The following is a 23592-nucleotide window of genomic DNA, read 5'->3' as shown; positions in this document are numbered from 1 at the left end:
TTGGAGCGACATATCGGGTTCGAACCGATGACCTATACCTTGGCAAGGTATCGCTCTACCAACTGAGCTAATGTCGCATTTCAACTTTTAAAAATTGGAGCGACATATCGGGTTCGAACCGATGACCTATACCTTGGCAAGGTATCGCTCTACCAACTGAGCTAATGTCGCATTTCAACTTTTAATTACTATTCACTAAATTTGGCGCTTAGCGAAAAGTTGAGGCCGCATTATATGAAAAATTTCCTACTCTGCAACCCTTTCTTTTAAATAATCTGACTGATTGGTTAAATAGTAAATACTTTAGCTCGATAAAACTGCAATTCGGCGATAGATTCTTCGATATCTTGCAATGCTTGGTGAGTATTCTTTTTCTTAAAGCCTTCCATTGCTGTTGGTTCCCAGCGACGAACGAGCTCTTTAATTGTACTCACATCGATATTTCGGTAATGAAAGTAATCTTCAAGCTCTGGCATGTAACGATTTAGAAAGCGACGATCTTGGCCAATACTATTACCACACATTGGTGAAGCACCTGCAGGAACATATTGCGATAAAAACGCAATAGTCTCTTTAATCGCTTGCTCTTCAGTAACAGTACTGGCTCTTACGCGATCAATTAAACCTGACTCACCATGATGTTTTTGGTTCCAGTCATCCATTAATGCTAACTGCTCATCAGATTGATGAATCGCAATAACCGGGCCTTGAGCTATAATATTAAGCTCTTTATCTGTAACGATTGTGGCCATTTCTATAATCTTATCAACGGCAGGCTCTAACCCTGTCATTTCCAAATCGACCCAAATCAGATTGTTTTCATCTATAGCCATAAAGGGACCTGTTATTCCTGTTAGCCTAAATTCAGGCTTTTTTGTTTAAGACCGTGTATCATACTGCTTTTTTAAGCAACACAAAATCACCTTTATCATTGAAGACTAATACGTGAGTAAAAAGAAACCGCTAAGCCATGGTCAATTACGCAGAATGCGGACCAACCAAAAAAAGAAATTACAGAGCCACGATGCAGGCGCAACGACTGACATACAAGACAGTACGTTAGGTCCTGAGCAGCAAGGCACCATTATTTCCCGCTTCGGTCAGCATGCAGATGTTGAAACCGATGGCGGCCATCTTGCTCGCTGTAACATCCGCCGTAATATTAAAAGCCTAGTCACCGGTGATAAAGTGATTGTGCGTTTAGCGCTAACCAGTGAATCAGGGGCTAGCCGCATTGAAGGCGTAGTTGAAGCCGTGCATCCAAGGCATTCGCAACTTTCTCGCCCGGATTTATATGACGGCGTTAAAATCATTGCCGCCAATATCGACCAAATTTTGATTGTCACTTCAGTCAAACCTGCGTTTACAACTCAGATTATTGACCGCTACCTTGTTGCTGCTGAAGATACAGGTATTGAACCCGTTATCATCTTAAACAAAGTCGATTTAATCACTGCTGAAGAAGCTCCGGAAATTGACGCTGCATTGGCGCGTTACCAAGCTATTGGTTATCAGGTTTATCGTGTCAGCAGTAAAACCGGCGAAGGTGTTGAGCAGCTGCATGCACTCATGAATGACAAGGTAAACGTATTTGTTGGCCAGTCTGGTGTAGGTAAATCTTCAATGATTAACGCTATGATGCCAGATGCAGAACTTATTACCGGTGATATTTCTGAAAACTCAGGTCTTGGACAGCACACCACAACTACAGCCAAGCTACTGCATATCGCAACTGGTGGTGATTTAATTGACTCTCCAGGTGTACGTGAATTTGCATTATGGCATTTACCGGCTGATCGTGTCGGCTGGTGCTTTGTTGAGTTCAGAGACTACTTAGGGACTTGTAAGTTCAGAGACTGTAAACATTTAAACGACCCAGGATGCTCAATTACCGAAGCGTATAAAGCCGGTGAGATCACCGAAGACAGATATAATAATTACCATCGTATTATTGCCAGCTTAGATGAGCAAAGACATGCTCGTCACTTTAGAGCGGGCCCCGACGAATAGTCGTAATACTGCGGTAAAGCACAATTAATCAAGAAGCTACTAAGCGGCCTAAATTAACTAAAATCGGCCAGTATCTTTACTATAAATAGACAACACCTCTGTGTGGGTGAAGATTAAAGGATATTCAAATTGGATAAAGTTAAAATTGCTCTGCAATATATTATGCCAAAGCACTTACTTTCTCGTCTTGTGGGCAAACTGGCAGCCGCTGAAATGGGCTCGGTAACCACTGCGGCAATCAACTGGTTTATCAAGCAGTATAAAATCGATATGAGTGAAGCTGCTGCACCTGAAGCAAGCGCATACCGCACATTTAACGACTTCTTTACCCGTGCTTTAAAACCTGGCATGCGTCCACTATGTGATGACAAAGACTATATTGTGCACCCTGTAGATGGCGCAGTTAGTCAACTTGGTCCAATCAAAGAAGGTCGTATTTTTCAAGCTAAAGGCCATGACTATTCTTCACTTGCGCTATTAGGCGATCAAGCTGATGATGCTAAGCGTTTTGAAGGCGGTGACTTCGCAACAATTTACCTTGCGCCAAAAGATTACCACCGTATTCATATGCCAATTAAAGGCACACTCTCTAAAATGACTTACGTGCCAGGCGAACTGTTTTCTGTTAACCCGTTAACAGCTGAAAACGTACCAGGCTTATTTGCACGTAATGAGCGTGTAGTGGCAATTTTCGAAACAGAAATTGGCCCAATGGCGATGGTATTAGTGGGTGCAACAATCGTTGCTAGCATTGAAACTGTATGGGCTGGCACAGTTACCCCACCAACAGGTAAAAAGGTATTCACTTGGGACTACCCAACTGAAGGCCCAAATGCATTAACACTTGAAAAAGGCGCAGAAATGGGCCGCTTCAAGCTAGGTAGCACTGTAGTCATGTTATTTGCTAAAGATGCACTTGATGAATTTGCTGACGGAGTAGAGCCAAAAAGTGTGACTCGTATGGGTCAGCCTTTTGCAAAAATCGAAGATTAATTTCTCAAGGACTGCATGGACAGTAAAAAAACAGGGCTGTTAGAACTTCACTTCGCGGTACTACTATTTGGTGGTACCGCGTTATTTTCCAAGCTTATTCCTCTTAGTGCACTCGATATCACCTTACTTCGCTGTGTGGTTGCCGCTACCGTGCTGGCGCTTATTGTAAAACTCAGCAAACAACCTATCCGTCTTAGCGCTGGCAAAGATTACCTTATTGCCATCGGACTAGGCGTTATAGTTAGCCTGCACTGGGTTACCTACTTTGCCTCAATGCAGTTGTCATCAGTAGCAATAGGCATGATAGCGTTTTTCACTTATCCGGTAATGACGGTTTTAGTCGAACCGATAGTCACCAAAACTAAGCTGAAATTAACTGATGTTATCAGTGGTATTGCGGTATTAATTGGCGTGACTTTATTAATTCCTGAAGCAAGTCTAGGTAATGACGTCACCTTAGGGATCGCTATTGGTATTTTATCAGCCGCACTATTTACTGCTCGCAACCTACTGCATAAACGTTATTTCTCTGCATATAGCGGCCAACAAGCCATGCTTTATCAAACCTCAGTTGCGGTTGTTTTTCTTGCCCCTTGGCTGAATGTAGAGCTGAGTAACATAGAGCAAAATGTATGGTGGCTTATCATATTACTCGGTGTGGTATTTACCGCTGCGCCACACGCATTATTTACTTCCGCACTTAGGTTGCTAAGCGCAAAAACCGTTGGTTTAGTTTCTTGCTTACAGCCTTTTTACGGCGCCGTCTTAGCACTTGTTTTATTGGGTGAGGATTTGGCGCTCAATACTATCATTGGCGGGACTTTAGTTGTTGTAACCGCCTTATTTGAAACCCAACAAAGTCACAGATCAAATAGCGTAAAAAAGACTGCTTAGAGCGATTTATTTATCTCGATAACTTGGCTACTATGAATAAGTCTTTTTTGCTTGCTCAAACTCTTACCATGTATCGTTTTTTATTGCTTGTCCTGTGTTTATTTGTCGCCTCCGCCAGCGCTAATCCGCTGCAAATTGAAAAACGCTTAGGCCTTTCACCTACAAATACTGAAACAACAGCACAAGAGCAGCTATCCTTGCTGCAGGATAAAACCAGTGACTTAGTATTAACTGCGACCAATGCTCAAGATTTGCTACGTAACTATGACGAGCACAAGCAAAACTTATTAGCGCAAATTGAAGAGGCTAAGCAAGGTTTAACCGCTTCTCCACAGCAAGATATCAATCAACAAGCCTCACTGGCTTACCTGCGCTTATCTGAATTAAAAGAAGTTGAGATCAGTCTAAGCCAAAAAATAAATGGCTTAATTAAGTCTCATAATGCCCTGCCTGACGCATTAGTCGAGGCTCGTGCAACATTACAAAAGCATAAAAAGATCCGTATTTCTAACGAGCAAACTATTGCCGAACAGATTTTACTCGCTCAAGGTGCACTTTATCAGCAACACGTCACCACACTAGAAGCATTGTTAGCCAGTAGTCAAAAAGAGATTGATTTAAATCAGCTACAGCTAAAATTGGTGCGTGAGCAACTTGCCCAGCAAGAATTATTAATTGAGCACTTAAACCAACAAGTGGTTAAGCAAAGGCAAGCACAAACAGAAGCGGCGATAGCTGGCAGCTTATTACCAAGCGATAAGAATTACGATCCTATCGCACAAGAGCTTAGCGATAACAATTTAATATATGGTGAGAACCTTAAGCAGTTAAATCATAAAATTAGCCAAACCTTAGGCCAGCAAGAACAAGCTGAAGCCCAATATCAAGCACAAGCTAAGCAACTGACCACGATTCAGCAGCAAATTGGCTGGATCAAACTTAACTCGGCTTTTGGTGAGCGCTTTTTGCAGATGCTACAAGCCTTGCCTAAGCCTCCTAGCCAAGATCCGGTACAAAGTGAAATAGCAAACACCCGATTAGCTCGCTACCAAATCGAGCAGGCGCAAACGCTGAATAGCCAATTAGTCACTGAAATGGGCTCGAGCGACTCTTTACAAGCTAAGCTGTTATCGTCTCAGGCTCTGCTGTTACAGCAGCTTATCCAAAGCTACGATCAATACTTAAGTGAACTTGCAGATCTTAGAGTGAGCTATGAGCAGCTTAATCAGCAATATCTCACTTTAAAAAGCATTCTAAACGAACACCTTTTCTGGGTACCAAACGCTAATAGTATCGGCAGTTTATGGATCACAGACTTACATCAAAGTATTCAATGGATGCTACAACAAGCCCCTTGGAGCCAGATGCAAAGCTCCTTTGATGAACAAAGTACGCTATGGTCTTGGTGGTTGATTTTGTTTGTGGTCAGTATGCTGGCGCAAGATATTTTAACTCCAAGGTTTAAATCGGCGATGCGCCGAGAGCTGCCATTTGTTGGTAACGTTACCCAAGATAAGTTTATTTATACCTTCCACGTATTAATCAACTCATTCGGCTACAGTCTACTTAAGCCATTGCCTATCGTGTTAGCAGGGGTAATTTTCTATCAATCTAGCCACAACTTCGTGTCAGCTGTTGGTATGGGGATCTTAGCGTCAGGTATTTTGTACCAGCTATATCGTTTTATCTTCTTGCTGGCATTAGACAGAGGCTTGCTAATAAACCACTTTAAAGCGCCACAAAGCCTAGTTCGCTCAGGCCAAGCACGCTTTAAGCAGTTTACTCTGATGGCAACACCGTTCTTTGCGATTATGGCCTTTACCGAGATCATCGACACCTCACTGGTGCGTAACAGTCTTGGCCGCGGTGCGTTTATTATTTTCTGTTTGATGCTGTTTTGGTTCTACAAAGACATGCTCAGTTTATCAAACAAGCAAACAACGGAAGAGCACAGCAAAAATAAGAAGCTCATTCAAAAATTATTGTGGGCAATGCTAATTATTATGCCTGTTGCCTGTGCAGTACTAGCATTCCAAGGCTACTACTACACCGCATTCCAAATGTTCTTGCAGCTACAGCTGTCTTTAGTCTTTGGTTTAGGCTTTTTATTGCTATATCACCTAATCAAGCGCTGGATGCTAATTGAACGGCGTCGAATAGCCTTTGAACGTGCTAAAGCAAAACGTGCTGAAGTTTTAGCACAACGTGAAAAGGGTGAAGTCAGTGTTGGCGATCAAACTGATACTTATGAAGAACCTATCGTTGATCTAGAAACCATCTCCAGCCAGTCTTTAGGCTTAGTGCGATCGCTTTTATTGCTGGCGTTTTTAGCCAGTATTGTTGGCCTTTGGACTCAAACCCATACAGCACTGTTTTCATTACTTGATGGCGTGACATTATGGTCGAGTAACACCACAGTTAATGGTATTGAGCAGCAACTGCCAATTACGCTTAAGTCCTTATTGCTGTCGCTGATTATTGTCGGTTTTTCGATGATGATCGCCACCAATTTGCCCGGTCTGATTGAGTTAACGATTTTACAGCGACTCGATTTAAGCCAAGGCACAGGCTTTGCTTTAACCACGGTAAGTCGTTACTTAGTGGTATTGTTTGGTGTGTTAAGCGGTTTCTCTACATTGGGTATGGAATGGTCAAAACTGCAATGGTTAGTTGCCGCCTTATCGGTTGGCTTAGGTTTTGGTCTACAAGAGATCTTCGCTAACTTTATTTCAGGCTTAATCATCCTGTTTGAAAAACCTGTGCGCATTGGTGATACCGTCACCATACGCGATCTAACTGGCACAGTGAGTAAGATTCAGATCCGCGCCACCACCATTGTTGACTGGGATCGCAAAGAGATCATCGTGCCAAATAAGGCCTTTATTACCGAGCAATTGATCAACTGGTCATTGTCTGATCCAATAACTCGTGTGATCGTCTATGTGTCAGTTGCTAGGGACTCTGATCCTGCACGGGTAGAAGCCGCGCTTTATCAGGCTGTACAAGAGTGTGATGATGCTCTGCTTTCACCTGAGCCTGAAGTCTGGTTTGCAGGTTTTGGCCAACACACCCAAGACTTTGAAGTCAGAGCTTACGCCAAAGATATGGGCGCTCGCTGGCCGTTAAAGCACAAATTGCATAAGCAGATCACCAAGAAGTTAAATGAAAATAACTTAGTACTAGCATACCCTCAGCTTGAAGTGCATTTGTCATCAAGCCAAAGTAAAGACGTACAAAACCTGATCAGAAGCTAATTTACGCTAAATGGAACCATTATGAAAATTTTTGCTCACCGCGGAGCCAGCGGTTACGTTGCTGAAAATAGCTTGGCCGCTTTTGCCAAATCTATAGAGTTAGGCGCGACAGCTGTGGAGTTAGATATTCATTTGGTGGAAGATGAGCTCTATGTCTTTCATGATAGAAGACTAGAGCCAAAGAGTTCTGGCTTTGGTCTGATAGAAGCGACGACAAAAACTCAGTTGAAACAGCTAAACATTGATGGCGAGCCAATACCAACCTTATTACAGGTATTACAGTTACTCAGACCCCATAACACCTTAGTTAATATAGAGCTAAAAGGTCTTGGCTGCCTTGATGCTTTTATCGCACTTTATCCAACACTGATTAGTGAACTTGATTACCCGGCAGAAAAGCTACTTATCTCATCGTTTAATCATAGATTTTTAGCAACTTTCAAGCAGCAACATCCAGATGCGTTTATCGCTCCACTGATAGAGGGGGTGCCACTTGATTTAGCAGCTATCGTGACTCAACTCGACGCCTATTCAATTCATCTAGGACTGAGCTTCACAACTCAAGAAATGGTGGATGATGCACACCAGCGCGGCGCTAAAGTGTATGTTTATACCGTCGACAATCTTGAGGATCAGGATATGCTAAGCCGCATGGGGGTTGATGGCATATTTACTAACTACCCAGATAGAGCTATCCAGCATTTAGCCTAAGCTAATGTGACTAGCTATTGTGGCTAGCATTTGTCGCTAACACTTGCTAATAAATAGCGACTAGATTTGCGCAAAGCCAGCAATATAAACTAGACTGAAATTAGCAGCTTAGGGTTTATATTAATCAATAATACAGCTATTTAAACTTGCCTATTACGCTGTGCCCAGCTACCTATCGCAAAGAAAATGGCAACGACTAATACAAACAGCCAGTGGGCTGGTATTTTTGCCATATATTGCGCCAACAATGGACTTAAATGAATAATGATTAGGCCATAGCCGAAAGCATTGACGATAACAAAGATTAGCGTGCGCAATAAAAATGAGCGACCAGCAAAGTAACGGCGTAAAAAACGATTTATGTCAGCGCCAAAAACAACCAAACAACAAGCTATAATGGCTGTTGCGACTTCGGTAAGCCATGGGGCGATAAATCCGCCTAAATAGTTTAACAACGCAATGAGCTTAGTAATAAAATCAGACATTTTTCAGCAAGTTAAATCTCAGGTAAATGTAGAATATAGGGAGTTAGTATGGGACACAAGTTACTCTTACTCACCAGAGAGAATGAGCGCTATCGCCAACTATTAAATTCGTGTCACCTGCCAGATACCATCATATTGGATGATGATCCTCAGGGAATATTCAATGCCGACATCTGGCTAGCTGAGCCTAAACTTGCTGCGCCTCTATTGCCTCACGCCGCTAATTTGAAATGGATGCAGTCTACTTTTGCTGGTGTTGATGCGCTGGTAAAACCAAGGCAACGCAAAGATTATGAACTCACCAATGTTAGGGGCATTTTTGGCCCATTAATGAGTGAATATTTGTTTGGTTACCTGCTCGCTTATCAACGTGAGCATAGAAAATACAAAACTCAGCAAGATCAAAAAGTCTGGTTACCGGGCAGTTTTAAAACTCTTCAGGGCCAAACCTTATTGTTACTCGGCACAGGCTCTATCGCTAAGCATATTGCACAAACAGCCAAGCATTTCGGCATGCATGTGATTGGTATTAATCGTGGCGCTAAGCCTACTCGCGGCTTTGACGAAGTCGATACCTTAGCCAACTTAACCCATTACCTGCCCCGCGCCGATGCGGTTGCCAGTATTTTACCGAGTACGCCGGAGACCAAAGGCGCGTTAAACCCGCACACCTTATCGCTACTTAAAGAAGAAGTCGTGTTATTCAACCTAGGCCGAGGTGATGTGCTCGATTTGGACGCGTTATATTTACAGCTAATTAAGCACCCTGAGCAGCAAGCCATTTTAGATGTATTCAACCAAGAGCCGTTACCAGAAGAACACCCAATTTGGTCATTAGATAATGTGGTGATCACGCCGCATATTGCTGCGCCAAGTTTTCCTGAACAAGTGGTAGAAATATTCTCTGAGAACTTTCACAAGTGGATTAAAGGTGAAAAGCTGTCCCATAGAGTCCATTTTGAACGCGGCTACTAACCCAAATATTGTGAGAACAATTGTTGATTTCACTGGAAACTGATCGAACTGAAATCGAGACGAATACTGACACTGAACACGAATATCAACAAAGCGTGAACTAAGCACGCTTTTTAATAACTGCGATAATTGAATTAGCCAATAATTATATTCAGCAGTTATTAGCATTGAGAATTATTTTCATTTATACTTCGGGCTATGTTCGATTTAGAGATGATATTCAATGTACGTTTGTCTTTGTCACGCAATTACTGATACGCAAATCAAAGAAGCTGTTAGCCAAGGCGATATGTCACTTGCCGATGTTAAAAAGCGTCTTGGAGTTGCTGATCAATGCGGTAAATGCGCCAAGATGGCAACACAAATCATCCAGAAGCAAGTTGATATCGAACCCAACTTTTACGAAGTTGCTTAATACAATCAGTATTAATACCAATCAGTATAAACATTTAGTCACTCAGCGAGAGTTTAGGGGTTTTGAGGCAAGGCAACGAGTAAAGGGCATAGTTGTTCTACGTTCAAGCTCGTTAACACAGCATCAGAATCGCTAAAACTCGCCATTCTGGAGCGTTTTTGGCTGCCTACTTCTGCGTTGATTAGCTTTGTAAGGGAGCCACCATTATTGCAGCTATTCGCCTTGAATTAGTTTGCCAAAAATCGCTCTGAGTTGATCAAATTCTTATACTGATTGGTATAAATGTCGGCCAGCATAAGCGGTCTCAATCATTTAGCGACTTCCAATAAAAAATGCAGCCTAATGGCTGCATTTTTTATTTCGGCTTGTATTAACTTAAACCACAGGTTCACCGTCACCAAGCTCAACGCTATCTACACGTTGTAAGCCACGTGGTAACTTAGCACCACGACGGCCACGTTCACCGCGATAATGCTCTAAATCACTAGGCTTTAAGGTTAGCTTACGTTTGCCAGCCCATAAGGTCACTGACATATCCTCAGGGATCACATTCAAGTGTAGTAACCACTCTTCACGATTCTTAGCACGCTCAGTCGGAATACCGATAATCTTATTACCTTTACCCTTAGACAATTGCGGCAATGCATCAAGCGAGAACAACAACATGCGGCCCTCATTAGTAATGGCTAATATCGAGCTTGGTTTCGACTTATCCACCTTTCTTGGCAGCAACACCTTGGCATTAGTCGGCAAGCTCAATAACGCTTTACCCGCCTTATTACGCGATACCATGTCTTTATTAGCGCAGATAAAGCCGTAGCCAGCATCAGAAGCTAGTAGGTAGCACTGCTCTTCATCAGACAGTAAAACGTGCTCCATGGTCGCACCAGGGGCTAAATTAAAGCGTGTGGTGATCGGCTCGCCCTGAGAGCGGGCTGACGGCAAAGTATGTGTATCTGTAGCAAAAGCTCGACCGGAAGTGTCGATAAATACACTTGGCTGATTACTGCGGCCCTGCGCTGAGCGTAAGAAACTATCGCCCGCTTTATAAGATAGATTTTGACCATCAACATCATGGCCTTTAGCGCTGCGCACCCAGCCTTTTTCAGATAGCACAACAGTCACTGATTCTGCAGGCACTAGCTCTTGCTCGGTAAGCGCTCTTGACTCTGTACGCTCAATTAATGGCGAACGACGTGCGTCACCATAATCTTCACCGTCTTTAATCAACTCTTTCTTGATAAGGGTTTTCATGCGGCGCTCAGAGCTTAGCAATAGCTGTAACTTATCACGTTCAGCTTCTAATTCGCTTTGTTCAGCTTTAATCTTAAACTCTTCAAGCTTGGCTAAGTGACGTAGTTTTAAGTCTAAGATCGCATCAGCTTGCTTATCCGATAAATCAAAACGCCTAATCAATTCAGCTTTAGGATCGTCGTTATAACGAATGATCTCAATCACTTCATCAATATTTAAAAAGGCGATCATTAACGCGTCAAGAATATGTAAGCGTGATAGCACCTTGTCTAAACGGAACTCTAAACGGCGCTTAACCGTAGTCATTCTAAACTCTAGCCACTCAGTTAGTAGCTGCAATAGGCCTTTAACTTGAGGACGGCCATTTAGCCCAAGTACGTTTAGGTTAACACGGTAGCTTTTTTCTAGATCTGTTGTCGCAAATAAGTGCGCCATCATCTGATCACTGTCAACGCGATTCGAGCGTGGAACAATCACAATCCGTACTGGATTCTCATGATCTGACTCATCGCGTAAATCCGTCACCATAGGTAACTTCTTCGCCTGCATTTGATTAGCGATCTGCTCTAAAATCTTACCGCCACTCGCTTGATGCGGTAGTGCGGTAATCACGACTTCACCGTTTTCAACAGTATAAACGGCGCGGGTCTTAATCGAGCCACGGCCTGTTTGGTAGATCTTAGCGATATCCGCTTTAGAGGTAATAATCTCAGCTTCAGTCGGGTAATCTGGGCCTGGCACAAATTCCATCAAACGTGGAAGATCTGCCTTCGGATTATCAAGTAACTCAACACAAGCACCAACAAGCTCTTTAGCGTTATGAGGAGGTACGTCGGTTGCCATACCAACAGCAATACCGGTAATACCATTAAGCAAAATGTGCGGTAAGCGCGCAGGTAAAACTAGCGGCTCTTTCATGGTGCCGTCAAAGTTAACGCCCCAATCAACCGTACCTTGACCAAGCTCGCTTAGCAGTACTTCAGAAAATTTAGATAGTCTCGCCTCGGTATAACGCATTGCTGCAAACGACTTAGGATCGTCTGGCGCGCCCCAGTTACCTTGACCATCTACCAAGGGATAGCGATATGAAAACGGCTGAGCCATCAACACCATAGCTTCGTAACAGGCACTATCGCCATGAGGGTGATACTTACCCAATACGTCACCGACGGTACGTGCTGATTTCTTATGCTTAGATTGAGCAGATAAGCCAAGCTCACTCATGGCGTAGACAATACGTCTCTGAACCGGTTTGAGTCCATCGCCAATATGTGGCAATGCACGGTCCATGATGACATACATGGAATAGTTCAGATATGCCTCTTCCGTGAAGCGGCGCAGAGGCATTTGCTCTACACCATCAAGGCTTAAATCTATCGCATCACTCATTAATCATTATCCTGTGACTGATTCTTCGCTGAGTCTTTATAGAACAAACGGTATATATTGCCCTTTAGATCATCAGATATATACATGGCACCATCCGGTGCGGTGACCAACGAATATGGTCTAGCGACGGGAAACTCTCCGTCGAGAAAACTAACTACTGTACTTCGTTGACTAACTTGACCGTTTTCAATGGTAAGCATGACTACCTGATAGCCAACTTTACTGGAACGATTCCATGAACCATTCTCGGCAACAAACATTTGATTGTGAAAGCGCTCAGGGAACTGGGTGCCACGGTAGAAGTGTAATCCTTTAGCACCAACATGGGCTGGCAATTCATAATTAGGCGCTACAACTTTTAAATTTTTAGGCTTTTCGTATGCAGGCTCAATCACGTCTGTAGCATGAATATAAGGGAATCCAAAATGACTGCCGACCAAATCCACTTTATTGATTTCATCGGGTGGCAAGTTATCGCCCATCCAATCGCGGCCATTATCAGCAAACCAAAGCTGCTGATCGTCAACCGACCAATCAAAAGCCAATACTTTTCTTACCCCACTGACGATTTGCTCACTCTCACCAGTATTCACATCAAGCGCAATAATGCTGCTGTATGGCGCTTCTGCTTCACACACGTTGCAAGGCGCACCGATAGCAACATATAAGCGTCCATCGGGGCCAAAACGCATTGCTCGGCGACTCTTTTTTGCTTTACCAGGCAAGCGGTTATACACCTCTTTCGGCCTGCCAGGTCTTTTTAGTCGCGACTCAATCTGGTTAAAACGTAAAATTCGCTCATCTTCAGCGACGTATAATGCGCCGTCATTAAACGCGATCGCTTCAGGATAATCTAAACCCTTAGCGATAACGTAGCGTTTGTCGACTCGGCCATCATTGTCAGCGTCGACTAACGCAGTAATCGTGCCTTCGCGAAAAGAGCCAACAAATAAGGTGCCCTTGTCTCCTACAGCAAGCTGTTTTGCATCGCCCAAATTAGAGGCATACAAAGTTAAGCCAAAACCTTTAGAAACAGTAATCATCATTGGATCAGCTGCTAGCGCGTTACAGCTAAAAACTAACTGAGCGCAAAGCAACGATATCCATGCAGCTATTTGATTTCGATAGTTTTCAAACGTCATTATTATTCTTTTAGTCTGATTTGTAATCACAAATTACCGACTAGAGCTGGGCGAGATCACCCTTAGTTTCTAACCAAGTTTTTCTGTCTCCAGAGCGTTTCTTGGCCAGTAACATATCCATAAGTGCCATAGTGTCATCGGCATCATCAATGGTTAATTGCACTAGTCGACGCGTATTTGGATCCATCGTCGTTTCACGTAGTTGTAGCGGATTCATTTCACCCAATCCTTTGAATCGTGTTACTTGGACTTTTCCTTTCCGTTTTTCTGCGGCAATTCGATCAAGAATGCCGTCTTTCTCTGCCTCATCAAGGGCATAGAATACTTCTTTACCAATATCGATACGGAACAGTGGCGGCATGGCAACATAAATATGGCCTTGCTCAACCAGCACTCGGTAGTGCTTCATAAACAGTGCACAAAGCAAGGTTGCAATGTGCAAACCATCCGAGTCCGCATCGGCTAAAATACATATTTTGCCGTAGCGTAATTCTGAGATATCTGCGCTATCAGGATCACAGCCTATCGCCACAGAGATATCATGTACTTCTTGCGATGCAAGTACTTGCGAAGCATCAACTTCCCAAGTATTCAAAATCTTACCACGCAGCGGCATAATCGCTTGAAACTCGCGATCCCGTGCTTGCTTGGCACTACCACCCGCAGAGTCACCCTCCACCAGGAATAGTTCGCCGCGCATTGGGTCTTGGCCACTACAATCGGTTAGTTTACCTGGTAAGGCTGGGCCTGAGGTAATACGTTTACGGGCAACTTTTTTCGCGGCTTTTAAACGCTTTTGCGCATTATTGATGCACATGTCGGCTAATGCTTCAGCTTGCTCGGTGTTGGTGTTGAGCCACAAACTGAACGCGTCGCGCACGATACCAGAAACAAACGCTGCGCACTGTCTGCTGGAAAGTTTCTCTTTAGTTTGGCCTGCAAACTGCGGGTCTTGCATCTTAATCGATAAGATAAAAGTGCTTCGATCCCAAATATCTTCTGGGGTTAGCTTTATTCCGCGCGGCATAAGATTGCGGAATTCACAAAACTCACGCATAGACTCAAGCAGACCTTGTCTGAAGCCATTAACATGAGTACCACCAAGTGGAGTAGGAATAAGGTTTACATAACTTTCGTTAAGGTAGTCGCCACCTTCTGGTAGCCAAGTTATCGCCCAGTCTGCCGCCTCTAAGTTGCCTGCAAAGCTGCCAACAAATGGCACTTCTGGCAGCGTTGGCACACCGTTTACTGATGATTTAAGGTAATCTTCTAAGCCACTTTCATAAAACCACTCTTGGGTTTCGTTAGTTTGCTTATTAACAAACTTAATTCGTAACCCCGGACAAAGCACCGCTTTTGCCTTAAGCAAATACACCAGTTTAGAAATAGAGAAGTTGCCAGAGTCGAAATAACTCGCGTCCGGCCAGAAATGTACACTAGTACCGGTATTACGGCGACCACAGGTACCAGTAACACGTAAATCTTCAACTTTCTCGCCGTGCTCAAATGCCATTTCATAGACTTCAGCATTACGGCGAACGGTAATTTCAACACGGCTTGAAAGCGCGTTTACAACCGAAATCCCCACACCGTGAAGACCGCCCGAAAACTGGTAGTTTTTATTAGAAAACTTACCGCCGGCATGCAGCTTAGTCAGAATAAGTTCAACACCAGGGATCCCCTCTTCAGGGTGAATATCCACCGGCATACCACGACCGTCATCTATCACTTCCAGTGAATTATCGGCGTGTAAAATCACGTCGATTCGACTGGCGTGACCTGCTAATGCCTCATCGACACTATTGTCTATGACCTCCTGCCCTAAGTGGTTTGGACGGGTGGTGTCGGTATACATACCGGGGCGACGTTTTACCGGGTCAAGTCCATTCAGGACTTCAATAGCATCTGAGGTGTATTGGTTTGTCATGGCACACATATTATGTTGTTATTCAGGCCATGTTGCGGCCCTACGGGTCTATTTGTCAAGAAAACAGATATTCACAGATAGAAGCTAATTGGTGTTCATAGCCTATAAAACTATGGTCGCCATCAGGTTCTATTAATAGCTTACAACAGTGATATTTCTGCACGGCCTGTTTGTAGTCGAGCACTTCATCGCCTGTTTGTAAAAGTACATAAAAGCGATCGGGATTTAATATTGCGGGCGTATTGTAGCGCGCGACGTCCTGCTTATGTTCAGCAACGACTTGGTAGGTTTCATCCGTATAGGGATTGTACTGAGTGCCAATGAATTCATCAAACAGTTCGAACGGTTTTACCGCAGGATTAATTAAAACTGCGCGTCCGCCATAGGTTTCTGCTAAATAACTGGCGAAATAGCCGCCTAATGATGAACCAATATAGGTCAGCGACTCCCCTGCTGCTTTGGCTTTTTCAACAATAGCGATAAGTAACACCATGGCCTCTGAAGGTTCACTGGGTAACTGCGGCTGCTGAAAATGGAGTTCTGGGTGATGCTGCGCTATATATTGCGCGGTGATCACACCTTTATCGGACAAGGGGGAGCTATTAAATCCATGTATATAAAGCAGCATATTTCCTCACACTGCGGCTGTATTTTAGCTAGTAACCGCCTGCATCTTTATCGGGAGAGAATGTTTCACCCGGCACTCGGTAAACATTAGTCAGAATGCTACCATCGGATTTAAGCTCCAGCAAACGGTATCCCGGTTGCAGTGCATCTAAGGCAAAATAAGGCGACTTAGGCTTAAACTGAATACAAGTCGATGGCGTAGCCATTAATTTAATCAAACCATGCGGACCTTGATGGTTTGTATCAATATTTTGATGAATGTGCCCCCACAATAGGCCTTTCACTTGTGGATATTGAGCCACTCGCGCAATAAACTCTTCACCATTGTCCATGCAGTGCTGATCTAGCCAAGCACAACCCGCCAAAATGGGATTGTGGTGCATAACCAATAGCGTATGACGTTCTGGCTCTGCAGCAATCGCGGTTTCAATTAATTCAAGCTCAGCGTCTGACATGTGCCCGCCAGGGCGACCACGCACTGTTGAGTCAAGCATAATGATCTGCCAGTTACCCGCTAAAATGCGTTTTTGGCCAAACATGTTAGCCCCCTGCATATGTAAATTCATAATACGCGGGTCGTCATGATTACCAGGAAGATAATGGCAAGGCATTCCTAGCGGTTTAACGGCATCGACAAAGTTATGGTATGAAGCAATTGAATAGTCTTGGCTAATATCGCCTGTTGCCAGCATAAAATGGGCAGGATAGTTTACCGCGGAGATAGTATTGAGCACAGCTGCAAGACTTTGAGCTGTATTAACGCCAAGCAACTGCGCTTCAGGATCAGCAAACAGATGTGGATCTGTGACTTGCACAATTCGCACACTTTTCGCTTCAGAAATTGAATAAGAGATAGCTGCTTTTAGCAAATTAATTACCCAATAATCAGATCAACTAACAAATTTAGTTAAGTTATCAATTTTTAATAACTCTTCTAGAAAAGCATTGACTTGGTACTTTTCATCCCGGTGATGCATATGCATATTTGGATAATCATACACTGGTCGCAATTGGTAAATCTGTTGACTAGTTAACACTTCTGCTAATTTAGCATCGTGATAAATGCGCACAGAAACCTTAGGAGTTGACACTAACTGGTGGTTACCCACACAGCGTGAAATCTGCACAAGTTGCGTATATTTAGTATTTTCTAATAAGCAAACATCAAGTTGGCCGAATTCGCCCTTTACTTGCCATTGCTTGCCCTCACTAGGCTCAAGCGTTAACCAACGTTGAATATGCATATAGTTGCGCCCGCAAAGCGCTAAAAACTGACTCACGTTCGGTTGATACTTATTTCTACTGTTTAACACCACATTCGACAAAACTTAAATTCCAACACTTTAGCTATGACTTACTCTACAATTTAACTGGCTGAGCGACTTGTTTGACGATATTTTGATAATTAAGTTGCAACCAAAGTACTCCGATCACTGTTGATGCGTTATCAATCTTACCATCAACCACCATTTGATAGGCAGTCTCACGACTCAATACATGTACGCGAATATCTTCATCTTCAGCATCAAGACCGTGAAGCCCATTCGCATCAGCCGCATCAATTTCGGCCCAATAGAAATCGAAACGCTCACTGGTTCCGCCCGGACTTGAAAAATATTCATTCACTTTGGTCACGCTTTTAGCGCTAAGGCCTGTTTCTTCCAGTAATTCGCGGTGAGCGACATCAATCGATGTTTGGCCTTTATCGATCATGCCTGCAACTAGCTCAAACATCCATGGTGTCGCTGCGGACTCAAGCACAGGAATGCGAATTTGCTCAATTAGCACCACTTGGTCTGTAATTGGATCATAGGGCAGCACCACCACGGCATGGCCTCGTTCGAAAACTTCTCTGGTAACAACTTCACTCCAACCGCCCGCAAATAGCCGATGTTTGAAGCGATATTCTTCCATTTTAAAAAAACCTTTATACAAGTTTTTTTTGCTCAAAAGCTCGACGTCATCACGATTAAAAGTGCTGTTCATTTCATGTCCTAAACATACTTGTTTATAAAGGTATTTATGCCACAATAAAGTCAAATAGAAATATTAATACTATGATGAAAGCTGTACTAATCATATGCATTAAAAACTGTTACACTTCTGAGTTGACTTAGAATTTGTAGGTTTTTACTATTTAACCCACTAAGTTTAGATGTATTGGGAAGCGTCGGGAAGCGCAAACCGTCTTACTTTTTGTTATATGTAAGGCATAGCTAAACATAACAAGTTAAATTCGCTCCTCAATGGAGAATTTTGTCTAAAAGGACAGCAAATGAAATTCAAGATCCGTTCTCTATGTGCCGCACTGACGTTAGCAGCGACTGCACAAGTAGCCCATGCCGATGACCTTCTGCAAATATATCAACAAGCATTGACTAGCGATCCTGTTGCGCTCCAAGCTAAAGCTCAACGTGATGCTCTGTATGAACAGATTGAAGAAAACCGTGCACCGTTACTACCAACAATCAGTGCGAATGTTGGTTACGACAAAGCATGGAACGACCCAAGCGATGATACTAGCGGCCTTGTAGGCGGTGTAACGCTTAATCAAGTTATTTACGATCACAGCGCATGGGTTGGCTTAAGCCTAGCAGAAAAAGCAGCATCTCAAGCTGATTCTGCTTACGCATCTGCACTACAAAACCTAATCATCCGTGTAACTAACGCCTACTTTGACGTATTAACAGCCAAAGATAACTATGAGTTCCAAGGCTCTGAGAAGCGTGCAATTGAACGTCAGCTAGAACAAACTAAACAGCGCTTTGCTGTAGGTCTAACCGCAATTACTGACGTACATGAAGCGCAAGCTCAGTATGACTTAGCCAATGCGACTGAAATTTTGGCTGAAAACACACTAGCAAACAGCTACGAAGCATTACGTGAAATCACTGGTATTGATCATAAGAACATCAATATCCTAGATACAACTCGCTTCTCAGCAACAGCTGTTGCACCAGCATCTTCAAGCGATTGGATCAAGATGGCTGAAACCAACAGCGTTGACTTGATGACGACACGCATTGGTAAAGATATTGCTGAAGAAACCATTACGCTATACAAAGCTGGCCACATGCCATCGCTTAGCTTAAATGCTGGCTACCAAAAAGGTATCGAGCAAGATCGTGGTGGTGTTAACCAACCAGACTTTGACAATGGTACCCTTGGCGTAACGCTTAGTATCCCAATCTTTGAAGGCTTTAAAGTGTCTTCAAAAGTAAACCAAGCACAATACCAATATGTAGAAGCAAGCGAGAAGCTAGAACAGACTCACCGTAAAGTGGTTAAAGATGTACGTAATAACTTTAACAACGTCGGCGCTTCAATCAGTTCAATCCGTGCTTACGAGCAATCAGTTATCTCTTCAGAGAGCGCCCTAAAAGCGACTCAAGCTGGTTTTGAAGTGGGTACACGTACTATTGTTGACGTATTAAACCGTACTCGTGACCTTTACGATTCAAAGCGTAAGTTATCTGATGCCCGCTACGGCTACATCAATTCAATCCTAGCGCTTAAACAAGCTGCTGGTACTTTGAATGAAGATGACATTGCATCAATTAACAACGGCCTTGTTGCTCCAACTGCTAACTAAGCCGACTTGTAAAGCCTGCTTTTAAAGCAATAAAAAACCGCCAATTGGCGGTTTTTTTATATCTGATAACCGCGATAGATCTACCGCAGTTATCAATCATGCTCTATTGAATTAGAATACTAATTCTAAACCAGCAAAGTAGCCTTTAAACTGCATATCTGCTGTTACGCCATCAAAGCCGTTTACATCAAATTTAAAGTCACGGTAGCCGGCGCGGATACGGTAATCTAGCGCTGTACCATCAAAGTTCCAACCCAGACCTAATGAGTAGTCATATACGCTAGACTCATCAACACCCATCATGATGTCAGTAAAACCGTATAGACCTAAGCCAGGAATACCAACTTGTGCATCGATATAACCCATTACGATGCCGCTATCGATATTCTTAGTTTCTGGGTGGCCCGCGTCTGATACACGGAACTGACCGTCCATCTTTTTGTATGCAGCACCTAAATCTAGAGATACGATATCGTTATCTAAAATCTCGTAATACAGCACGAAATCAGTATTGCTCAAGTCAGCATTAGCGTTTACGTTGCCACTAAAGTCATGACCGTTGAAGTTAAAGTCAGCATCGCTCATCTTGCCATCGGCATCTAAACTGTTTTGTCTGATCTTAACATTTGGCACTAATGGAATTGGGTGCTCAACCGCAACCCAAATGCTACCTTGAGAAGATGAGTCATAGTTAAACTCTTGCTGAGCCTTACCTCTTTCAGCAAAAGTACCATTAGTATCAGCTTTCCAGTAATCACCACCGACTTTAAAGCCGACAACTGTAGCAGCTTGAGCTGAAGTGCCCACCAAATAACCTAATAGTGCACACGCCAATAACGTCTTTTTCATAGTTAACCTTGAGTCAATAAGTTAGTTAAATCGATAACCGCAGCATTTGCGCGGGAGATGTAGTTTGCCATCACCAAGGAGTGATTAGCGACAACCCCAAACCCAGAACCATTAAGGATCATTGGGCTCCATACAGGTTGTTGTGTTTCTTCTAGCTCACGAATAATCTGACGTAGACTAACTTGAGCATTTTTCTTTTGTAATACATCAGCAAAATCAACTTCAATTGCTTTCATGAAATTAAGCAGTGCCCATGTCGCGCCGCGCGTTTCATAAAACACATCATCAATTTTCCACCAGCTGGTTTTAATCTCTTGCATACCAAAACCTGGCGTTGACTGCCTAGCAGAACTATCGCCTGACAAGTCGGTATTTAGACGCTCTTGACCTACGCTTGCCGATAGTCGCTGCGACATGCTGCCTAAGCGCTTTTGCACCTCTTTCAGCCACTCATTAAGGTTGTCGGCACGCGCATAAAACTGAGCATCTGCATTTTCAGTTGCCATCATTCGAGCGCGGTAAAGCTTAAGTAACTTAATCGCATCGCGGTACTCACTCTCAGCGCTTGGCACCAACCAGCTTGTATGCTCAATATTAAGTTTTGAGTGCGCGGCTAATAAATCTTTATCAGCCGTTGATTGCGATTGCGAGCGACTAAATTCTTTACGCATAATTAACGCTAAATCGCGGGCTTGCTCAATAGCACCAAACTCGAATGCAGGCATATTATCCATAAAGATTGACGGTGGTGTGACATCGTTAGAAAGCCATCCTCCCGACTTATCGAGTAGCGCTTCAACAGTCAAAATAAGTGAAGTCGTAGTGGCATAACCAACCACTTGCTGATTGTTGTCTTGGCTATAAACGGTTTGTTCAATAGGATCAGGCTCTACACTCCACCAAATGCTAATCAGATAACCAATAAAGAACACGACTGCTATCGCGGCCAAGACCTTTTTCCATGTCACTTGCATCGTATTTACTCCTTAATGGTGGTGATGATGGTGATGTTCAGCATCACTTGTGCTGGCTTGCTTTTTCACCGGCAGATTAATCTGTTGCTCTGTGCCATCAGCAAACTTCAATGTCATAGCAACACTAGAGTCCACCTCTAAAGGCGACAGTAATCCCATCAACATAATATGATTTCCAGATTCAGACAGAATTAAACTTGCATGAGAGTCTATATCAAAGCCTGATACTTGGCGCATTTTTATCACGCCATTTTCTTCAATCAACGTATGTAGTTGAGCTTCTTTGGCAAAAGGGGCTTCAACTGCGACTAAGCGAGTAGCTGCACCATGATTTTCTAAAGTGAGATAGGCTGCGGTGTTTGGCACGGTAGCTGGCATAGCGCGTACGTAGCCATCAACAAGCACCACCTGCGCCATGGTTGTGAATGAAAGGCAACTTAACAGGCCGATGTTAAACAGTTGTTTGAATATTCGTTTCAATGTCATAAACTCCATGTAAACCCAATTCGCAGAATGAGGACATAACGAATGAGCACGATTCAAGTTAGGGACGACAATGGCGTAAGGGTCATTACGTTTAATCGCCCGGATAAACGCAATGCGCTTAACCTACAAATGTATACACAGCTAACAGAATACCTTATCCAAGGCGAGTCGGACAATGAAATTCGAGCCTTTATGTTTCGTGGCCAAGCAGATTGTTTCACCTCAGGTAATGACGTCGCTGACTTTTTACAAAATAGTGGCTTAGGCGCAGATCATCCTGCTTTTCGTTTTCTTTTTTGCCTATTAGACTTACAAAAACCTGTTGTGGCCGCAGTGACGGGGGCCGCCGTAGGCATTGGCACAACCATGCTGCTACATTGTGATTTAGTTTACGCTGATAATAGCGCTAAATTTCAACTGCCTTTTGTGCAACTAGCACTCGTTCCTGAGGCTGGTGCGAGCCTATTACTACCGCAAGTTGTTGGCCAAACCAAAGCTAGTGAACTATTAATGCTTGGTGAAAGCTTTGATGCTAATGCGGCACATGAATTTGGCCTCATAAATGAGGTTATCGCCAGCGATACGGTTTTTGATTACGCCCTGAAACGTGCGCATCAATTAGCTTCACTGCCACCAATATCATTGCAAACGACTAAGAAATTAATTCGCTATAATAGAGAAGATGTTCGTAAGCAGATGGAAAAAGAATTGCTGGAATTTGAGCAAAGACTAGCAAGTGATGAGGCTAAAGCGCGATTCGCTGCATTTTTAAAGCGCTAAACTGTAAAGATTAAGCTTAATCAGTTGCTAGATGCGGATGCTAGTAAAATACCGGATAGCATCCGCTTTAATCTAATATTATCACTACAAAGTTTACGACTTGCTTGATAACGGTTGGAGGGTTCAATTTGCATATGAGTATCCTCGTTTTCATTATTAGAGCAATTCATTAGCAAGGCTTTTGCCACTTAGGTAATACCAAAGCTAATACAAAGTAGACTAATAATCCCATTGCAGGATTACAAAATATCGCTACTGCACATACCACTCGGGTCCACATGCAAGACCACTCAAACTTATCAGCCATTGCAGCGGTTACGCCACATACCATCGAGCGAGGATCTTTTAAACGTTCAACAAAATTAACCATTTCAAACTCCCTTGTTTTTAATCTTCCAATTTGTGCCATTCCAGTGAGCACACTAAGCAAGCAAACATGACTAAACTAATAATCGGTAACAATAACATTGCAATAAACTGAGCAAAGAACCACATAATTAGTCCTTAGTTATAGCTGTTGTTACCAATGCTTGCTCATTTTGCTTTGTCGCTTTTTGCTTGTTAGCAAGCTCTTGCTCTGCGTCCATATCGAACATCAATTCAGACATCTGTGACTGGATAGAAAGACTTAATTCGGTTTGTGCTGAATTAATCATCTCCTGCATTTGTGATGAGATATTTTGCTCAATGTTTTTAGTCACATCTGTGATTAAAGCATTATCAGCATGAGCAGTTGTGCTAACACCAAGCATTACCGCAGTAAGTAAAAAAGCTTTAAGAGTTTTAGATACAGTTGAGTTAAACATAATGGATTCCTTTTCGAGTTTGCCTAAAT

At 43.2% G+C, this 23592-nt stretch carries 23 protein-coding genes and 2 tRNA genes; 9 read left to right on the top strand and 16 right to left on the bottom strand.

All coding sequences use genetic code 11. The features are described 5' to 3' along the window. Position 1: 1 nt before the first annotated feature. The 3 genes from L2740_RS13280 to orn all read right to left on the bottom strand — a co-directional run bounded on the left by L2740_RS13280 (position 2) and on the right by orn (position 833). Positions 2-77, bottom strand: a tRNA-Gly gene (locus L2740_RS13280). Positions 78-95: 18 nt separating this feature from the next. Further along, a tRNA-Gly gene (locus L2740_RS13275) sits at positions 96-171 on the bottom strand. A gap of 116 nt (positions 172-287) precedes the next feature. Next, positions 288-833: an oligoribonuclease gene (gene orn, locus L2740_RS13270; RefSeq protein WP_028766399.1), complete on the bottom strand. Its 546-nt coding sequence runs from the start codon at positions 831-833 to the stop codon at positions 288-290. 112 nt (positions 834-945) lie between these two features. Between orn and rsgA the strand changes: the two genes are divergently transcribed. The 5 genes from rsgA (at position 946) to L2740_RS13245 (ending at position 7862) form a co-directional block, all read left to right on the top strand. Continuing rightward, complete coding sequence (gene rsgA / locus L2740_RS13265) at positions 946-2010, top strand: small ribosomal subunit biogenesis GTPase RsgA (RefSeq protein ID WP_248950634.1); 1065 nt, start codon at positions 946-948, stop codon at positions 2008-2010. Positions 2011-2139: 129 nt separating this feature from the next. Beyond that, entirely contained in the window at positions 2140-3003 is an 864-nt protein-coding gene (gene asd, locus L2740_RS13260) for an archaetidylserine decarboxylase (protein WP_248950633.1), read from the top strand. Between the two features lie 15 nt (positions 3004-3018). Further along, positions 3019-3897, top strand: coding sequence for a DMT family transporter (locus L2740_RS13255; protein ID WP_248950632.1), 879 nt, complete (start codon positions 3019-3021; stop codon positions 3895-3897). A gap of 68 nt (positions 3898-3965) precedes the next feature. Further along, positions 3966-7151, top strand: coding sequence for a mechanosensitive ion channel domain-containing protein (locus tag L2740_RS13250; RefSeq protein ID WP_248950644.1), 3186 nt, complete (start codon positions 3966-3968; stop codon positions 7149-7151). A gap of 21 nt (positions 7152-7172) precedes the next feature. Continuing rightward, positions 7173-7862 (top strand): glycerophosphodiester phosphodiesterase, encoded by a 690-nt coding sequence (locus L2740_RS13245; RefSeq protein WP_248950631.1) that lies wholly within the window; start codon positions 7173-7175, stop codon positions 7860-7862. Between the two features lie 140 nt (positions 7863-8002). Here the strand turns inward: L2740_RS13245 and L2740_RS13240 are convergent, their stop codons facing one another. After that, on the bottom strand, positions 8003-8347 hold the full coding sequence (locus L2740_RS13240) for a DUF3392 domain-containing protein (protein ID WP_248472069.1): 345 nt from the start codon (positions 8345-8347) through the stop codon (positions 8003-8005). Positions 8348-8395: 48 nt separating this feature from the next. Here L2740_RS13240 and L2740_RS13235 point away from each other — a divergent pair, with 48 nt between their 5' ends. Next, positions 8396-9322, top strand: a complete 927-nt coding sequence (locus tag L2740_RS13235; RefSeq protein WP_248950630.1) for a D-2-hydroxyacid dehydrogenase — start codon at positions 8396-8398, stop codon at positions 9320-9322. Positions 9323-9545: 223 nt separating this feature from the next. Beyond that, a complete protein-coding gene (locus tag L2740_RS13230) occupies positions 9546-9737 on the top strand; it encodes a bacterioferritin-associated ferredoxin (RefSeq protein ID WP_248472067.1) in 192 nt (63 codons plus the stop codon). 375 nt (positions 9738-10112) lie between these two features. Here the strand turns inward: L2740_RS13230 and parC are convergent, their stop codons facing one another. The 7 genes from parC to nudF all read right to left on the bottom strand — a co-directional run bounded on the left by parC (position 10113) and on the right by nudF (position 18062). Beyond that, entirely contained in the window at positions 10113-12380 is a 2268-nt protein-coding gene (gene parC, locus L2740_RS13225; protein WP_248950629.1) for a DNA topoisomerase IV subunit A, read from the bottom strand. Further along, the gene (locus L2740_RS13220) at positions 12380-13522 is read right to left on the bottom strand and encodes a PQQ-dependent sugar dehydrogenase (RefSeq protein ID WP_420833531.1); all 1143 of its coding nucleotides are present in this window, start codon (positions 13520-13522) and stop codon (positions 12380-12382) included. The genes parC and L2740_RS13220 overlap by 1 nt, the downstream gene beginning before the upstream one ends. Before the next feature lie 40 nt (positions 13523-13562). Continuing rightward, positions 13563-15449: a DNA topoisomerase IV subunit B gene (parE, locus tag L2740_RS13215; RefSeq protein ID WP_248950628.1), complete on the bottom strand. Its 1887-nt coding sequence runs from the start codon at positions 15447-15449 to the stop codon at positions 13563-13565. A 55-nt stretch (positions 15450-15504) separates the two neighbouring features. Further along, entirely contained in the window at positions 15505-16077 is a 573-nt protein-coding gene (locus tag L2740_RS13210; RefSeq protein WP_248950627.1) for a YqiA/YcfP family alpha/beta fold hydrolase, read from the bottom strand. 28 nt (positions 16078-16105) lie between these two features. Continuing rightward, the gene (gene cpdA / locus L2740_RS13205; protein ID WP_248950626.1) at positions 16106-16945 is read right to left on the bottom strand and encodes a 3',5'-cyclic-AMP phosphodiesterase; all 840 of its coding nucleotides are present in this window, start codon (positions 16943-16945) and stop codon (positions 16106-16108) included. A gap of 21 nt (positions 16946-16966) precedes the next feature. Then, positions 16967-17320, bottom strand: coding sequence for a DUF1249 domain-containing protein (locus L2740_RS13200; RefSeq protein WP_248950625.1), 354 nt, complete (start codon positions 17318-17320; stop codon positions 16967-16969). Between the two features lie 115 nt (positions 17321-17435). Further along, entirely contained in the window at positions 17436-18062 is a 627-nt protein-coding gene (gene nudF, locus L2740_RS13195) for an ADP-ribose diphosphatase (protein ID WP_248950624.1), read from the bottom strand. A gap of 289 nt (positions 18063-18351) precedes the next feature. Between nudF and tolC the strand changes: the two genes are divergently transcribed. After that, positions 18352-19668: an outer membrane channel protein TolC gene (tolC, locus tag L2740_RS13190; RefSeq protein WP_248950623.1), complete on the top strand. Its 1317-nt coding sequence runs from the start codon at positions 18352-18354 to the stop codon at positions 19666-19668. 111 nt (positions 19669-19779) lie between these two features. Here tolC and L2740_RS13185 read toward each other — a convergent pair whose 3' ends face one another. From L2740_RS13185 to L2740_RS13175, 3 genes are read right to left on the bottom strand one after another with little or no spacing between them, the layout of a single operon-like run. After that, positions 19780-20517, bottom strand: a complete 738-nt coding sequence (locus tag L2740_RS13185) for a TIGR04219 family outer membrane beta-barrel protein (protein WP_248950622.1) — start codon at positions 20515-20517, stop codon at positions 19780-19782. 2 nt (positions 20518-20519) lie between these two features. Next, positions 20520-21491 (bottom strand): DUF2333 family protein, encoded by a 972-nt coding sequence (locus tag L2740_RS13180; RefSeq protein WP_248950621.1) that lies wholly within the window; start codon positions 21489-21491, stop codon positions 20520-20522. A 12-nt stretch (positions 21492-21503) separates the two neighbouring features. Beyond that, positions 21504-21986 (bottom strand): copper chaperone PCu(A)C, encoded by a 483-nt coding sequence (locus tag L2740_RS13175; RefSeq protein WP_248950620.1) that lies wholly within the window; start codon positions 21984-21986, stop codon positions 21504-21506. Positions 21987-22019: 33 nt separating this feature from the next. Here L2740_RS13175 and L2740_RS13170 point away from each other — a divergent pair, with 33 nt between their 5' ends. Continuing rightward, positions 22020-22757 carry an enoyl-CoA hydratase-related protein gene (locus L2740_RS13170; RefSeq protein WP_248950619.1) on the top strand — a complete coding sequence of 246 codons (738 nt, stop codon included), beginning with the start codon at positions 22020-22022 and terminating at the stop codon, positions 22755-22757. 169 nt (positions 22758-22926) lie between these two features. Here the strand turns inward: L2740_RS13170 and L2740_RS13165 are convergent, their stop codons facing one another. Next, complete coding sequence (locus tag L2740_RS13165; protein WP_248472054.1) at positions 22927-23127, bottom strand: PspC domain-containing protein; 201 nt, start codon at positions 23125-23127, stop codon at positions 22927-22929. A 127-nt stretch (positions 23128-23254) separates the two neighbouring features. Then, complete coding sequence (locus L2740_RS13160; protein WP_248950618.1) at positions 23255-23563, bottom strand: hypothetical protein; 309 nt, start codon at positions 23561-23563, stop codon at positions 23255-23257. Positions 23564-23592 lie beyond the last annotated feature (29 nt).

This window comes from Shewanella pneumatophori, assembly GCF_023283895.1.
Classification (GTDB): Bacteria; Pseudomonadota; Gammaproteobacteria; order Enterobacterales; family Shewanellaceae; genus Shewanella; species Shewanella pneumatophori.
Note: the sequence above shows the minus strand (reverse complement) of the source record. Positions and strands in the feature narration are given on the sequence as shown.